The 15,512-nt window shown below is 42.7% G+C and carries 10 protein-coding genes; 7 read left to right on the top strand and 3 right to left on the bottom strand.

Features of this window, described 5'->3' with window-relative positions; all coding sequences use genetic code 11:
* Nucleotides 1-255 precede the first annotated feature (255 nt).
* Nucleotides 256-723 carry an ASCH domain-containing protein gene (locus FFM64_RS10250; protein ID WP_137607931.1) on the bottom strand — a complete coding sequence of 156 codons (468 nt, stop codon included), beginning with the start codon at nucleotides 721-723 and terminating at the stop codon, nucleotides 256-258.
* A 195-nt stretch (nucleotides 724-918) separates the two neighbouring features.
* Between FFM64_RS10250 and FFM64_RS10245 the strand changes: the two genes are divergently transcribed.
* The 5 genes from FFM64_RS10245 to FFM64_RS10220 all read left to right on the top strand — a co-directional run bounded on the left by FFM64_RS10245 (nucleotide 919) and on the right by FFM64_RS10220 (nucleotide 4,643).
* Nucleotides 919-1,404: a GNAT family N-acetyltransferase gene (locus tag FFM64_RS10245; protein ID WP_137607930.1), complete on the top strand. Its 486-nt coding sequence runs from the start codon at nucleotides 919-921 to the stop codon at nucleotides 1,402-1,404.
* A 5-nt stretch (nucleotides 1,405-1,409) separates the two neighbouring features.
* Nucleotides 1,410-1,937 carry a GNAT family N-acetyltransferase gene (locus FFM64_RS10240; RefSeq protein WP_137607929.1) on the top strand — a complete coding sequence of 176 codons (528 nt, stop codon included), beginning with the start codon at nucleotides 1,410-1,412 and terminating at the stop codon, nucleotides 1,935-1,937.
* A gap of 413 nt (nucleotides 1,938-2,350) precedes the next feature.
* On the top strand, nucleotides 2,351-2,713 hold the full coding sequence (locus FFM64_RS10230) for a GntR family transcriptional regulator (RefSeq protein ID WP_137607927.1): 363 nt from the start codon (nucleotides 2,351-2,353) through the stop codon (nucleotides 2,711-2,713).
* Complete coding sequence (locus FFM64_RS10225; protein WP_137607926.1) at nucleotides 2,710-3,603, top strand: ATP-binding cassette domain-containing protein; 894 nt, start codon at nucleotides 2,710-2,712, stop codon at nucleotides 3,601-3,603. The genes FFM64_RS10230 and FFM64_RS10225 overlap by 4 nt, the downstream gene beginning before the upstream one ends.
* Before the next feature lie 14 nt (nucleotides 3,604-3,617).
* The gene (locus FFM64_RS10220; protein ID WP_137607925.1) at nucleotides 3,618-4,643 is read left to right on the top strand and encodes a hypothetical protein; all 1,026 of its coding nucleotides are present in this window, start codon (nucleotides 3,618-3,620) and stop codon (nucleotides 4,641-4,643) included.
* Nucleotides 4,644-5,277: 634 nt separating this feature from the next.
* Here FFM64_RS10220 and FFM64_RS10215 read toward each other — a convergent pair.
* The gene (locus tag FFM64_RS10215) at nucleotides 5,278-6,648 is read right to left on the bottom strand and encodes an aldehyde dehydrogenase family protein (RefSeq protein WP_137607924.1); all 1,371 of its coding nucleotides are present in this window, start codon (nucleotides 6,646-6,648) and stop codon (nucleotides 5,278-5,280) included.
* A 438-nt stretch (nucleotides 6,649-7,086) separates the two neighbouring features.
* On the opposite strand from FFM64_RS10215, the gene fba reads away from it, so the two are divergent.
* Nucleotides 7,087-7,950 carry a class II fructose-1,6-bisphosphate aldolase gene (gene fba / locus FFM64_RS10210; protein WP_137607923.1) on the top strand — a complete coding sequence of 288 codons (864 nt, stop codon included), beginning with the start codon at nucleotides 7,087-7,089 and terminating at the stop codon, nucleotides 7,948-7,950.
* 259 nt (nucleotides 7,951-8,209) lie between these two features.
* Here the strand turns inward: fba and FFM64_RS10205 are convergent, their stop codons facing one another.
* Complete coding sequence (locus FFM64_RS10205) at nucleotides 8,210-10,135, bottom strand: coiled-coil domain-containing protein (RefSeq protein WP_137607922.1); 1,926 nt, start codon at nucleotides 10,133-10,135, stop codon at nucleotides 8,210-8,212.
* Nucleotides 10,136-10,848: 713 nt separating this feature from the next.
* On the opposite strand from FFM64_RS10205, the gene FFM64_RS10200 reads away from it, so the two are divergent.
* Nucleotides 10,849-15,512: Ig-like domain-containing protein (locus FFM64_RS10200; protein ID WP_137607921.1), on the top strand; the 4,664-nt coding region annotated here is incomplete at its 3' end.

The raw sequence follows: 15,512 nt of genomic DNA, 5'->3' as shown, positions 1-15,512 counted from the left end.
CGAGATTAGTCAGCCAAGAACGCCGACTAATCTCGCAGACACTGCACACCGATTTTGACTGACTCCGCTAAGCATAAATAACGAATTTATCCAAAGAATAACTACTAACAACCGGAAGCAGCAATCGACTAGTTTTCACCGTCTGATTATTGACGTGGTGGCGCAGACCGGCAATTTTTAACTTTCAACCTCTTAGTTGATCAAGTCAAAAAAAGACCTAAGACACACCGGTCTCAGGCCGTGATTAGTATTGAGTTAATCTGCACGGAAGACGATTTCGAAGACTTCACTAACCATTGGGGTATCTGGTGTTAAGGAAGCACCATGTTCTTCCAGGGCTGGTGTAAATTCTTCAGTCTTACGTTTCCGCCAATCACCGATTGTGCCATCGCCGTCACCTTCGTGATAGGCGTGTTCACCGGAAATTCGATAAAATGGCACTAATTCTGAGACGACTGTTTTAAGAATCGCAACAGGTTTCATGTCACCGTTTAAGAGGACGTTGTAGTCACCAACTTGTGGGATAGCAACTTGTTCCGCGGTGTATGAATCAAGTGGTGTGGTTGTTGCCGTTTTGGTTCCTGATAAAATGGCATCGGTTAATGCTTGAACTTCGGCGGGCTTGTTCTGATCTCCAAACCAACGTGTTTGATAAGAAGCACCGTTAGTATCTGTAGTTTCATTGAAGTCTTTCCATAATTGTTCTGCTGATTGTGCTGGCATGATAGTCACCTAATTTCAATAAGAATATTGAATTCACATTGATGTAACCGAATTCACAACCTTAGTATAGCATGTCAGTAGGTGATACGACACGTCATTTACTTTTTTACGACGTTAAAAGTTTCCTGAATGGAAAAATCCGCCGAATGGCCTTGATTTTGCTATACTGGATGTACTTGCAAAAGGAGTAATCAGATGAAAATAACACCAGTAAAGATGACAGATTTACCACAATTGATGGCGATTGAAAAAGCGGGCTTCTCAGCAGCCGAAGCTGGAAGTGAAGCGGTGTATCGTGATCGGATTGAAAGGTTACCGGAGACGTTTTTAGTTGCCCGCGAAGCAGCAGTTGTCCTAGGATTCATCGTTGGCCCAGCCGTGCCGGCACGTTTCATTGAGGATGAGATGTTTACCAAGACGCCGACCAATCTAGACCACGGCGGACATCAACTCGTGTTCACGCTGGCGGTTTCACCATTGGCGCGGCATCAAAAGATTGGGAGTCAATTGTTGACGGCATTGGAGCAAGTAGCGCGTAAAGCCCAACGAAAAAGTGTTTCATTAACTTGTTTAGAACGTTTAATCCCATTTTATGAAAGTAATGGCTACCAAAACCAAGGTGTGGCGGCATCTAGTCATGCTGGCGAAACTTGGTACAACTTAGAAAAAACATTGGAGTAAAAAATATGAAATTAGCAACGTTACAAGCAGAATTACCCAATTTTAAGATTCGTTTTTTGACTGACGCCGATCAAGCCGAATTATTGGCGTTGGAACAAAGTAACCCTGAGTACCATCGCCAATTTTCGCCAAATGACTTAACATTAGCTGAAATCCACGATGATTTAACGGCTCATCCTGATGAAATTGAAGCAGCCCAAAAACAGGTTTTTGGTTTTTATCTGGCCAATCATCTAGTGGCAGTGTTAGATATTTTGAATCAATATCCGGAAAGAGATTTCTTGTTTATTGGCTTGTTGATGGTTGGTAACGACTATCAGCGTCGGTCAGTTGGGAGTGTGATTGCAACTGGCTTAATGAAGGCTGCACTCAAGAGCGATATTCACTGCTTACAATTGACGCGTGTTTCAGCGGATACGGCTGCCGAGGCTTTCTGGAAAAAGTTAGGTTTTGATGACGGTGATCAGTTGTTCTTACCGTTGGCGGAAAACGGCCGCTTGGCGGTGACGACCATGACTCGAGTCTTGGTTTAGTAAAATAAATATAGGTGTCTATCCAATCCAAATGTGACTAGTGATAGTTAAGACAAAAAAGTATGGGAATGACCTAATGATTGCAATTCCAGCAGCGTTTAAATTTCCGGTTAACGCAGAATATCAACCGGTGAGGGATGAGAGCGGGATAATTTCTTTTGTACCAGTCAGTCCAAGGGGATTTTCGGCGGATTCAGGATATGATCTTAAGACTGCATTGCGTGGCATGCTGATCAAGGATAATGGCACAATAATCGGTAAGGAGAACGTTTGGTAGTTGGGGTCAAATGTAGGCCATCTAATCAGGATGGTCTTTTAATTTACCAAAAATTAACAACTCAGCACTTGCCCCTGACTGTATGACACCGTACAATACACTTAGTACAGTATAATACAGTTACGGAGGTGACGGCATGGTTGTGATTAACCATGATAGTGGACAACCGTACTACGCGCAACTAGTGGCAGGCCTGAAACGTGAGATTGTGCAGGGTATCTTACAAGCTGATGATCAATTACCATCGGTACGTGAGATGGCCAAGCAGCACCTACTCAATCCTAATACAGTCAGTAAGGCCTATAAGCAGCTAGAAACGCAACAAGTGATTCGGACGGTTCCGGGTAAAGGCACCTATGTGAATGCCATGGACGCAACCGTAGCGCAGGCAGACCTTCAGTTGAAATTACAACAATTGGTGGCTGAAGCGAGTCAGGCGGGGATAACCATCGCCGACTTAATCACTTGGTTAACGAAAATGGAGGGGCAGTCATTATGAGTTTGAAAGTTAGTGGCTTATGTAAGCAAATTAACCATGAGGCAACATTGGACCAAATCAGTTTTGAAATTCAGCCTGGACAGATTGTGGGCGTGATCGGGCGTAATGGTGTTGGGAAAACAACGCTATTTCGGAGTATCAATGGTCAGTATTTAGCCGATCAGGGGACGATTACTGTCGATGGCGAAGACTTGCTGGCGAATCCTGCTTTGCGTACTCGTTTAAGTTTTGTTGATCCACAAGCAAACTTTTTCAAGGGAGCGACGGCACAACAGGTCGCCTGGTACTATCTGTCTGCTTATCCCGATTTTGATGAAGAAAAGTTTACGCAGCTATTAACGAGATATCATTTAGCAGCTAATCAAAAATTACGGCATTTCTCCAAAGGGATGTTCGGATTATTCACCATTATTCTCAGCGTAGCAACTAACGCGCCATATATCTTCCTTGATGAACCGCTAGATGGGCTGGATGTGATTGTACGTAAGAACGTCCTAAGTATCCTAATTGATGAAGCAGCCTCGCAAAAACGGGCGATTATGATTGCGTCACATAATTTGAGTGAATTAGAAGGCATTATTGATCGTGCGTTGATGTTGAAAGCCGGACGCCTGATTCACGACTATCAATTAGAAACGATGCGGTCACAAGCGCGTAAGTTGCAACTCGTTTACCGTGATAAGAAGATTCCCACATTATTGCGAGAACAGGGACACATCGTCAATGTTTCTGGTCGAGTCATCGTCGTTGTTTTTGAAGACTTTACACCAACGTTACAAACGGCGTTAGCGGCGACTGAGCCAGCTTTTCAAGAGACACTACCATTATCGTTAACTGACCTATTTATGGCCAATTTGACGGATGCTGGTGATTATGAATTATTGTCATAGGGGGAAATCAAACAATGAGTAATCATGAAGTTAGATGCCTATTATGGCATCGCTATCGAGGAATTTTAGGCACTGCCATCGCAGTTTTGTTAATTACTGGGTTTAAGGCGGCCAATGAAGTCATGACAGCGAACGGCGTGGCAATCAAAGCTACGACACGGGCATTTACTAGCGGTGGTTATACGGCGTCAGTTGGTGGCACGACAATGTTATTTGTTAATTTTATCGTTGTGCTGATTCTCGGATGGGTGACGTTTATGTGGGATAACTACACGAATTTTAATCATTATCTATTTAGTTTACGGGCGACTCGCCAGCAATTATTTAACCAGAAATTAGTGATCTTTGGTAGTACGGTTGTCAGCAGTTTTGTTGCGATGCATCTCGTGTTCTTAGGAACGCTGCGTTTAATGATTCGTCGTGCTGCCAGCTTTAATTTAAGCTGGGGGCCAGAATTACGGTATACCTTCAGCCAATTAATGTTCTTGTTAGCGTTATATGCCATTGTAGCAACGATTGGTTTGTGGCTCGGACAAGCAGTGGCAAGCGCCTTGTTTACCATTATCTCGATTCCAAGCCTGATTTTTGCCTTGGAAGGGGCATTTAACCTCTTTAGTTATGCCATTGGGGTGAATCCCTATAAAACCAGTTATTTGGCTGACCTTGATCAATCGACCTGGTCAGGACTCAGCTTGTTTACTGGCATAAGTCTCGTGATCATTGGATTTTTATGGCTAATGGATCACTGGGCCTTCAAGCATTTGTCACTGGAAAATGCGGGTAACTTTATGCTATTTCCACGTTTCCGAACGGTCTTCTTGTGGTTAACCGTTGTTTATTTGGCGGTTGCGGTTGGCTTTTCCTCATTTGGCCGAACGGTATATGCCATCGTCGTTAATAACTATGCCGGTGAAATGCCATTTGGTGTCAGCTTAGTTTTAGCAATTGTCATTGGTTATCTGACGTGGAGTGTTGGTCGTTTGATCCTTTATCGTCCAGACCATGCGTTTGATGCTTTTAAAATTAAGAAATTAGCTTAAATAACTGAAGGGTGAAAGTTAAAAATTGCTGATTTGGCCCAATAATCAGACAATGAAAACTAGTCGATTACTGCCGCTTCCGGTTGTTGCTGATAACATGCGGACGAGGGACTGGCTCAAGCCTTAAAAACGTCTTGAGCCTCGTACGGGAACTTTGCCAAAACCGCAAATTTCCCGTACCGTCCGTGGTGTAAGATCGGCAAAAAGCGCCGGTCAAACGCCACCTGCACGTCCGATGCTATCAGCAACAACCTCCAGCTAAGTCAGTAGTTATTTACGCTTAGCGGAGTCAGTCAAAATCAGTGTGCAGTGTCGGCGAGATTAGTCGGCGTGCTTGGCTGACTAATCTCGCGGGGCAATTCCGAGACGTGTTTTATCGGCTTGGAATTGAGGCGTCAGACCGTACCTTGGCTGGCGCCGTTCGCCACAGCACACCGATTTTGACTGATGGAGCGTTACATTTAGATGAGTCTACTTTAGACGTAATGGTTACTGATACTGCTCCATTTGTAATGCTTTTGAGTCTTTCAACCTTTATTTAAATAACGAAAAAGTGCCGTTACTCGCAAATAGACTTGCTGAGTAGCGGCACTTTTGGGCGGCAAAACGATTACATCTTTTAAAAATTGAAGGTTTAACGAATTTTGTTTAAACGCTTGGCGACGGTCTTAATATTTAATAAGTCCCAGTCTTCCAAGTTATGGGAAATCGAGTTATGACCCCAAGTGCCACAACCCAAGGTTAATGATGGCGCAACGTTGTCATATTTGAAACCAATTGCACCTTGAGAAGAAGGTACATTGATTAAAGCCCGGCAAGCCGTCATTTCGATAGCAAAGTCAGTCATAACAGCTTCATCTGTCGTATGCAAGACGGCCGTGTGACCTAAGCCACCGAGTGATAGGCTCCGCTTCATTAAGTTGAAGCCGGCCTTAGTATTCTTGGCATGAACCACCGCGAGGACGGGAGATAACTTTTCGCGTGAAAGTACTTGGTCGCCACCAATGTCTGGCAATTCAACAGCAAGTACCTTGGTGTCGGCTGGGACGTCAAAGCCAGCCCATTGCGCGATTTGCCATGGCGTTTGACCAGCGACTTTTGGATCAACGGCTTGTTTATCCAAATTCATGACGGTGCTTTCGAGCGCTTTGAAATGATCGTCGCCAACGAAGTAAACACCGTTATGACTTAATTCAGCTTTAACCTGATCATAGATGCTGTCGTCCACGATTAAGTTGGATTCGGAAGCACAGATCATACCGTTATCAAATGATTTGGATGTGATGACATCGTTAACAGCCTGTTTGATATCGGCGGTTTTTTCGATGAAACAAGGGACATTGCCAGGACCAACGCCTAGGGCTGGTTTACCGGTCGAGTAGGCGGTCTTGACCATGCCGGCACCACCGGTTGCAATGATTGTCGCAACTCCTTTTTGAGTCATCAGGGCATTTGTCGCAGCCATGCTAGGCACTTTGATCCATTGAATCCAATCTTTGGGTGCGCCTGCGGCTTCGGCAGCATCACGGATGATCTTGCCGGTCTCTACACAACACTTTTGTGCAAAGGGATGGAAACCGAAGATAATCGGATTTCGCGTCTTTAAAGCAAGCATCGCATTGAAGATAACTGTTGAAGTTGGGTTGGTGACCGGCGTAACGCCAGCAATAATCCCAACGGGTTCGGCGACTTTCATAATACCGCTAACCGGATCGTCATTAATGATCCCGACCGTCTTATCATCTTTAATAAAGTTGTAGACGTTTTTAGCAGCAAAATCGTTCTTGGCAACTTTGTCACGGTAGTTCCCACGGCCAGTTTCGTCAACGGCCATGGCTGCTAACATCCCGCGTGCCGCATGGGCTGCATGAGCCATCGCAGCAACAGCTTCATCAATTTGGTCTTGATCCATGACTTCCAAGCGACTGGCAGCCAGAGAGGCGTTTAACACTAGGCGATCAATTGATTGTTTAACATCAGTTTTTGCATCAATTTCTTTCAACATGAGTGGTTCCTCCTAAGCGATACGATACTTGTTGTTTATTTCACAAGTCTTATTATAAACACTTCTTCACAAATGTAAATGATAACTTTTTTAATGCAAGTAAGTTTAATAACCTTTTGGGAATGCCGGATTAAGTAGACTATAATGTGAAATTATGTGAAACGTTTTCATTGCTGATATAGTAATCAATAGTTATTGTTTTCACAATCGAAAATAAATGAAATTTGGTGTTAGTTTCTACGTGTAATTGAACCGCGCATAAATAAAATAATAAAAGTGGAAAGGCCTACAATTTGAACTGCTTGGTAAGCCCCGGTATTTGGCGGATCCTCTTGGGTAAGAAATATCGCAAATCGGTTATCACTCTAGGGTAAAGTATGCTAAAATGAATGTGATTCAAAAATCGTATCTCTTAATTAACCTAGGAGGGTTATTTTTATGTCATTTGTAAATGCTGTTGATATGACACAAGACGCATACAAGAACCATTACGCTATTGGTGCGTTTAACACTAACAACCTTGAATGGACTCGTTGCATCTTAAAGGGTGCTCAAGAAACAAACACCCCAGTTATTCTTCAAGTTTCAATGGGCGCTGCTAAGTACATGGGCGGTTACAAGCTCGTTATGGACTTAGTTGCTGATACTATGGAAAGCATGAACATTACTGTTCCAGTTGTAATGTATTTGGACCATGGTAACTACGAAGCTGCTAAAGAATGTATCGAAGTTGGTTTCTCATCAGTTATGTTTGATGGTCATGACTTACCATTTGCCGAAAACTTAGAAAAGACTAAGGAAATCGTCAAATTAGCTCATGCCAAAGGCATCTCTGTTGAAGCCGAAGTCGGTTCAATTGGCGGTGAAGAAGACGGTATCATCGGTGAAGGTGAATTAGCTTCTGTTGAAGAAGCTAAGACTTTAGCTGCTACTGGTATTGATATCTTAGCTGCTGGGATTGGTAACATCCATGGTAAGTACCCAGAAAACTGGACTGGCTTACACTTCGATCGTTTACAAGAAATCTCAGACGCTGTTAAGATGCCATTGGTATTGCACGGTGGTTCTGGTATTCCTAAGGAACAAATCGTTAAGGCTGTTAAGATGGGTATCAGCAAGGTTAACGTTAACACCGAAAACCAAGTTGCTTTCGCTAACGCTACCCGTGCTTACATCGAATCTGGCGCAGACCAAATCGGTAAGGGCTACGACCCTCGTAAGTTATTGGCACCTGGTAAGAAAGCCATCGTTGATGTTATTACATCACGTATTGGCTGGTTCGATACTCCAGCTGTTAAATAATCAGATTTTTGATTCGGAAAAGCTGACTTCGGTCGGCTTTTCTTATGAAATTTAACTTAAATAAATGAGCCGGTTGTCATTGATTTTAATAATCAATAGACAGCCGGCTTTTTGTGTTAGGCTATTAATCTTAGTACTAACAAGACCCATGGGAAATCCTCGGATTCTCCATGGGCCTTGTTTTAATTATGAAGCAGTGACCTTATGATCGTACTAAAAAAGTACGGCCTTAAATTAAGGTCGCATTTTAGTCATAAGTTTAATCTTCAAGAAAACCAGTCTTCAAGTTGGGACCAGTAATTTGTGAAGGTAGATAAACAGAGTTTAAATAGCCCAGTTCAAGATTATTGTTCGTGTGTTGAATCAGTGACTGAGCCGTCTGATAATCGGCCACGATGAACCGATGCTGATTTTGCTGTTGCAAGTAGTAATTGAGTTGTTCACTGTTCAGAGAACTTTCAGCGACATAAGGTACGGCCGCAAGCTGGTTGTGTTGGACAAAGTGGTTGTAAGCCTCACTGTCAATGTGACCAACTAAGGCACAGCTTGGCCGGAAATGATTTTGCATCCACCAAGTGATCATGGTCTCAGTATTGATAAAGGTATTGGTTTGAATACCAGCGCCATCAAACAACGCTACACCTGCCTGTTGTCCAGCTTGATAATCAACTGTCAATCCAACTAAGCCATCTTTACGATAGTACTGTTCCTGTTCCAAGGAACCATCGGCTGCGAACAACGCATTGGCAGATAATAAACCGTGACTATTGAAAAAGCTACGCTTAGTAACATGGTTTCCAGTGATATAACTGATTTCACCAATTAATTCTGGATTTTCAGGCCGATATTTAACTTGTAGGCTGCCACTGTTGTCAGTTAACACCACATTTGACACCTGCAGTTTCGGGTCCCAATCTTTATGAGCAATATTTTGCGGTAACTTAACGGGTTCACCAGATAGATTGCCCTGATTCTGAATTTGATAGAGTGGATTAATAAGCTCTAACTTGCTACGATCAAGCCCATTTTCGCTTGCCCAAAGATCAATTTCGGCAGGAAGGTTAATATCAAATAGCTCTGAATAGAGTCCAACCTGGCTAGCACCTAGGTCAAGCAGCCGTTGGACTGTTTGGACTAAGGCAACCGGATGATCTGGCAAAAAGGCGTCTAATGCGACGGCATATTGATGCTGATCATCCATGGGTAATGGTAAAACTTGATGAGTGGTCCCAAACCAGTTAGCTAATTGACGTTTATTATGTTCAATTTGTTTAGTCAAATGTGTTAATTGGGCCGTGGCACGTTCTTTTGTTTGTGTCAGTGTTTGCAATTGTTGTTCGCCGTGACTGAGCTGCTGCTTTTGTTGCGTTTGCTTTGTTGATAATTTCTTCTCAATTGCTTTTTGTTCATTGTTGGCAACCTTGAGTGAGTCGTTCAGTTGTGTGAGTTCTTCATTGGTCTGTTGAACCTGAATGTTGAGCTTCGCGGCTTCAGCGTCAGCTTGTGATTGTTGTTCTGCTAACTGTTTGGTTTGTTTTTCAATTGTCTCTAAACGTTCGCGATAAGCTTCGGCTAAGGATAGAATTTTAAGTGGATCCTGTTCAGCGTGGAGCTTAGTGACGATTTCTTCACGATTGTGTGTCAGTTTATCTTGTTTGGCTTGTAAGCTTGATTGTTGTTTGGCAATCACTTTTAACTTATCGGCTAATGCAGTTAAGTTTTTATCAAAAAGTGGTTGCGAACGGGTAAGGTTGGCAATCTCTTTTTGTTTTTCGGCTAACTGAGATTCTAAATCAGCGCTATCCAGTGCTTTTAACTCGTCAACATTTTTAGTCGTAGCTTCAATCTGTTGGTTAGTTTTCGCGATGGTTTTTTGAACGCTCAGCTTGGTTTGTTGCTGTTCATCTAATTCAGTAAAAAGTTGATTTTGTAACTGAGTCCGAACTTGATTGTAATCAGAGCTGATGCTGGTAATTCTTTTAATTAAGGTGTCGAGATCATAACTCCGTTTGACAGTAACTTCTTCTGTAGTTGGTTGTTTCGAAATCACCTTTTTAGTCGGCTCAGCGGTTGGATATGTAGTTTTGGACGTTGAAGTCGGTTGGGTTTGTGACGGTGCAACCCGTGTTTTCAACGCATTCGTACTATTAGTGACTTCCTTTTCTCTTGATTTAAAAAATTTCAATAGAGACCCCTCCAAAAATAGTTCAACGGCCATTATGACCATGCACAAATATTAGTTTTGACTGTGAATATTGACCAACAGTCTTCATTGACATCAAAAGGACAATCAGCAACTTTCCCTCTAAGCTGATGATTCGGCTAGCGTGATTATAATAGGAATTAATCTTGATTTCTTAGAAATGAAAAGTAGAACATCACACGTTTTCCTGTTATTAACATTAGTTAATCCTTTAAAATAGAATGATTCGTTGATAACCATATCATAGTTAATTAATAAATACACGTAAATTATTAATGACCGTAATTTTATTTTTCGACCCTTAAAATCCGTTATACCGTGAACCAATACTTTTTTTTGAAAACGCTTATTACAGCTGAATTAATATCAATATTCGCGGATTAACAGTTCCAAAAGGCCGTCATATCAGGCCGTTAAAAAAGAACGTACAATATTTTGTGTTGGTTTAAGTTATTAATTTATAAAAAAATAGCCTTTTTTTAACAACCTTTTTAAACGCAATGATTACGCCATCTTCACGAATTACCGGTGGTAAGTATTAACATTGTTTATATTGTAACACCTAATTAATTAATTGCATTTAACTATAAAGTTGGTTATAGTATATGCGTTGAAGCAATGACCTAGTTAAAATAGTATGGGGTATGCTAAAAATTCTGGCTTTGACGTAATTAATTAAGGGGGTTTGTTTTAGAATGCAAATCAGGGGAATCCATTCATTTGAACGCATCGATACGGACACTAAACAGCGATACAAGATGTATAAATCAGGTCGACAGTGGGTATACGCTGGGCTGATTACGACATTCTTCGTGACATTACCGATTTTAAACAATCAGGTTTTAAACGCAAATGCCGATACAACTGACGCAACAACGAAAGCAACTGCCGTTACCGAAAGTAGCAGTGGGGTTGCCGCAGCTGCAGCTACGACAGACGCTACTGCTCAAAAGGCTAGTGCACAAGTTGCTAGTGCCAATGTACAAAGTGCAACCGCAACTAGTCAAAGTGCTACTACTAATTCGGCTAGCCAAAAAACAGTTGAAAGTGCACCAACGATTGCACAACCAACTGTCACTGTAAATGGTGATACTGCAACTTTAACCGGGACAGCTACTGCCGGTGCAACGATCAATGTGAGCGTTAATGGTGCCAGCCAATCGACTGTCACTGCTAGTGGGACTGGTACATACACGGTTAGTGTAAAAGCCGGTCAAACGGTCACGTTAACCGCCACTCGTAATGGTCAAACCAGTTCGAGTGTAACCGTATCTATTCCAAACCAAGCCGCAACAAGCACTGCTGCTAAATCAGCAACGAGTGCTGCAAGTACTAAAGCTAGTGCGGCAAGTGATGCAACTAGTACCAGCACTAAGGCTGATAGCACCGTCGCAACTGACACAAGTGCTGCCAAGAGTGTTTCGACTGACAATAACGTGGTTGCTGGGGCAGCCACTGATAGCCAATCAACTAGTACATCATCTGTTCAAAACAACTTAGTCAATTCTGCAACGACTCAGGAAAATTCAGCAAGTAACGGGAATGCAGCTCAACCAGCTGCAACGAATACTGCTAATGATGTTGCAACAGGTCAGACTTTCTTATCAGACCTTGCTTCTCAAAAGATGCAATCTGCACTTGGGGTTTCTAATACAGCTAGCTTATTACGTAGTGCTGTTTTAGCAATGCCAACTGTTGAAGATGCCACGGTTATGACAAGTTCGACTGATCCAACTACTACCGGTTCTAATGGTGGGACTGGGGTCGGCTTAACGTCTACACCAACGCAAACTTACAATGCTGACGGGACATTTACTGTCACTGGTCAAGCAACTGCAGGTTCACGTGTTACCTTTAAGAGTGCTGCTGGTGCAACCATTGTTTCTGCCAACACTGCTTCTAATGGGACTTATGTTGCAACTTTAAATAATGTCAACTCTGGCGACCAAGTTTCAATCGTGGTTACTAAAGATGGCGTTAATTCGACTGCGCAATTATTAACTTTAACCAATAATACGACCGACACGAGTTCAATCGGTAAAACCGGTTTACTAGAAGGCCAAGTCTTCGGTAAGTCTGGTTATACGGTTGATAACACGGCTACGGCTCAATTGGGTCAAACCGATGCTGTTGCTAAAATGATCAAGCAAGCTAATGCAGCTAACTTGAATCAAAAGAACTCCGGTAAAATTTATGATGAATCTGGGACTGCCGTAAATCCAACTATTGATAATAGTGCCGATAATAACGATAGTTACGATGATGATGTTTTATATGGTGGTAAGACTTATGTGTCAGGTGCCAATAAGGTAGCTTCTGTTGGTACTGATTTCATGAGTGATCAAGGGGCCATCAGTTCTGACGACAATAATTTAAAGACTCGTTACACTGATATTATTGCCGCTATTGAAAACCCTGGATTGTCTGTCAAATTGTTAGGTTCAACAACTAACGGTGCTACATTCGGTTTTGATAACCGGATCAGTAATTCAGTCAAGGTTGGGACTTGGACTGTTCAAAGTGCTAACCGTGCTGGTGCCATTGTGAAGAACGATAATACTGGTGAAACATTCCAGATTACCGATGCTACTTCAATGTCAAACAACTTATTTGGTCAAGCAGGGGTTAAGGCCGGTGACAAGCTATCTAATACCGCTGTCATCGAAACAACTTTCTCTGGTGGGCCAATTGAAAACTTATTCAAGATCTTTACTTCTGGGATCACTGGTATCTTAAGTGCCTTTGGGGTGGTTGCTTTAGTTCCAGATACGATTGCACAAGTTGTCGCAATTGTACCTTCATTGAAACAATCCGCTTATTATGCTGGTTTGGAATCTTCAGTTCAAAAAGTTAAAGATGACCAAGCTGCTTTAGCTTCATTAGGTGGTAGTTCACTTGCCATTACTAAATTAGCTAATGTCACTAAACAAGCTGATGGAACTTATAAAGTTCTCAATGATTCAACGTTAACTGAATCATTAACCAACTACTTACAATCATGGGTCAACACTTGGATTGTCGATTTATACGACATGATTGCATCATTGATTGCGATGTCTAACACCAGTGTCAATGGTGGTGGGACTGCCCTTGGTAAATTACCAGTTGTTGGTGGATTGTTACAAGACTTAACAGATACCTTAAACAACAAAGTTCAAGGTGCATTCACGACCGTTACACAGTTTATTGCTGATACTGTTGGTCAAGCTTTAGGTCAAGTTGCTGACTTATCTATTAGTGGGGTTCAAAAGGTTGTCTTACCAGTTAGCTACACTGATCCAGATTTCTCATCACAAACAAGCACTGGTAACCAAACACTTGCAACCTTGGGTGTTGGAGACTTTGCACAATTAGTTGTTAGTTCAACACCAACTTTCTATGGTGTTAGTCCTAAGACACCTGTTCAAACGTCAATTGTTTATCAACGTGTGAACACTTCTAACTTGCAAAAACAATATGATGCCTTAACGACTGAACAAAAATTAAGTGCGTCAGGTGTTGCTGCTCGTTTAGTACTTCAAAACTTAAGTGCAACTAAGTACAACGATAGCGATCCATTGAATGCAACGAGTCCAGATGCCATTGCCACTGATACTGATCAAGATGGTGTTTCAGACTTTAACGAAATGTACATTGACCATACTAACGAACATAGTGCTGATACTGATCAGGACGGTTTAACCGACCTTCAAGAAAAGCAATATGGTACTAAAGCTGGTATGCCAGATGATATCTTAGCCGGCAATGAAAATGCTTTGAAGGCTGACAAAGATAGTGATGGCGATGGTCTTAGTGATTATGATGAAGTTACTAAATACCATACCAATCCAATGTTAGCTGATACCGATGGTGATGGTATGAGTGACGGTGCCGAAATCAAGGCCGGAACTAACCCATTGATGGTTGATACTGACGGTGATGGGATTGTTGATGGGAAGGATACTGATCCATTAGGCGGCGATCCTAAGTTTAGTGAAGGCGTCGATACTGATGGTGACGGGATTCCAGATGCAGTTGAATTGCAAATGGGTACTGACCCTAACAATCCTGATACTGATGGTGACGGTTTAAACGACTTCCAAGAACTTCAATATGGGACTAACCCACTTAAAGCTGATACCGATGAAGATGGTGTGAGTGATGGTCAAGAAATCCTTGATCACACTAATCCATTGAAGGCTGATACTGATGGTGATGGTTTAACTGATGGCGAAGAAAAGACTCGTGGCACTAATCCATTAATGATCGATACTGATGGTGATGGCTACAACGATGGTCGCGCTGCTCAAACTGCTTCTGAATTGGATATTGAAACTGCCTTTGAAAATATTGGTGGGGTTGAATTATCAACTAACGCCATTGTTAAAGGTAACTCAACTGATGGTTATACCGTAACTGGCCAAGGAACTGCCGGATCAACTGTTAAGGTTACCGACGCTTCAGGTGCCACGGTCGGTACTGGTACGATTGGTACTGATGGTAACTACTCAATTACAATTCCAGCTTCAGTTGGTGCTAAGTCAGCTTTGACATTAACACCTTCTAAAGGTAGCAGTACTGGTGATTCAATTACAGTTATGACACCAGCCGACGCTGCTGGTAGTGGTTCAACGTCTGGTAGCAACTCAGGCAATAACTCAGGTTCGACGTCTGGTAATAACTCAGGTTCAACGTCTGGCAACAACTCGGGTTCGACCTCAGGCGACAACTCAGGTTCAACGTCTGGTAATAACTCGGGCTCAACTTCTGGCAATAACTCAGGTTCAACCTCAGGCGACAACTCAGGTTCAACGTCTGGCAACAACTCAGGTTCAACCTCAGGTGACAACTCAGGTTCGACGTCTGGCAACAACTCAGGCAATAACTCAGGCAATAACTCAGGTTCAACCTCAGGTGACAACTCAGGTTCAACCTCAGGTGACAACTCAGGTTCAACGTCTGGCAATAACTCGGGTTCAACCTCAGGTAACAACTCAGGTTCAACGTCAGGCAATAATTCCGGTTCAACCTCAGGCAATAACTCAGGTTCAACGTCAGGCAACAACTCAGGTTCAACCTCAGGCGACAACTCAGGTTCGACCTCAGGCAATAACTCAGGTTCAACGTCTGGTAACAACTCAGGCAATAACTCGGGCTCAACCTCAGGTGATAACTCAGGTTCAACGTCTGGCAATAACTCGGGCTCAACCTCAGGTGATAACTCAGGTTCAACGTCTGGCAACAACTCGGGCTCAACCTCAGGTGATAACTCAGGTTCAACGTCTGGCAACAACTCAGGTTCAACCTCAGGCAATAACTCAGGTTCAACGTCTGGTAACAACTCAGGCAATAACTCGGGCTCAACCTCAGGTGATAACTC

It is taken from the genome of Lactiplantibacillus daoliensis (assembly GCF_005405005.1).
Lineage (GTDB): Bacteria > Bacillota > Bacilli > Lactobacillales > Lactobacillaceae > Lactiplantibacillus > Lactiplantibacillus daoliensis.
The sequence above is the reverse complement of the archived record's forward strand: the minus strand, read 5'-3'. Positions and strand labels throughout refer to the sequence as shown.

Coding starts and splice junctions, on each gene's coding strand:
- FFM64_RS10250 (WP_137607931.1), bottom strand. CDS start 723: ATGCCAGCACAATCAGCAGAACAATTATGGAAAGACTTCAATGAAACT.
- FFM64_RS10245 (WP_137607930.1), top strand. CDS start 919: ATGAAAATAACACCAGTAAAGATGACAGATTTACCACAATTGATGGCG.
- FFM64_RS10240 (WP_137607929.1), top strand. CDS start 1,410: ATGAAATTAGCAACGTTACAAGCAGAATTACCCAATTTTAAGATTCGT.
- FFM64_RS10230 (WP_137607927.1), top strand. CDS start 2,351: ATGGTTGTGATTAACCATGATAGTGGACAACCGTACTACGCGCAACTA.
- FFM64_RS10225 (WP_137607926.1), top strand. CDS start 2,710: ATGAGTTTGAAAGTTAGTGGCTTATGTAAGCAAATTAACCATGAGGCA.
- FFM64_RS10220 (WP_137607925.1), top strand. CDS start 3,618: ATGAGTAATCATGAAGTTAGATGCCTATTATGGCATCGCTATCGAGGA.
- FFM64_RS10215 (WP_137607924.1), bottom strand. CDS start 6,648: ATGTTGAAAGAAATTGATGCAAAAACTGATGTTAAACAATCAATTGAT.
- fba (WP_137607923.1), top strand. CDS start 7,087: ATGTCATTTGTAAATGCTGTTGATATGACACAAGACGCATACAAGAAC.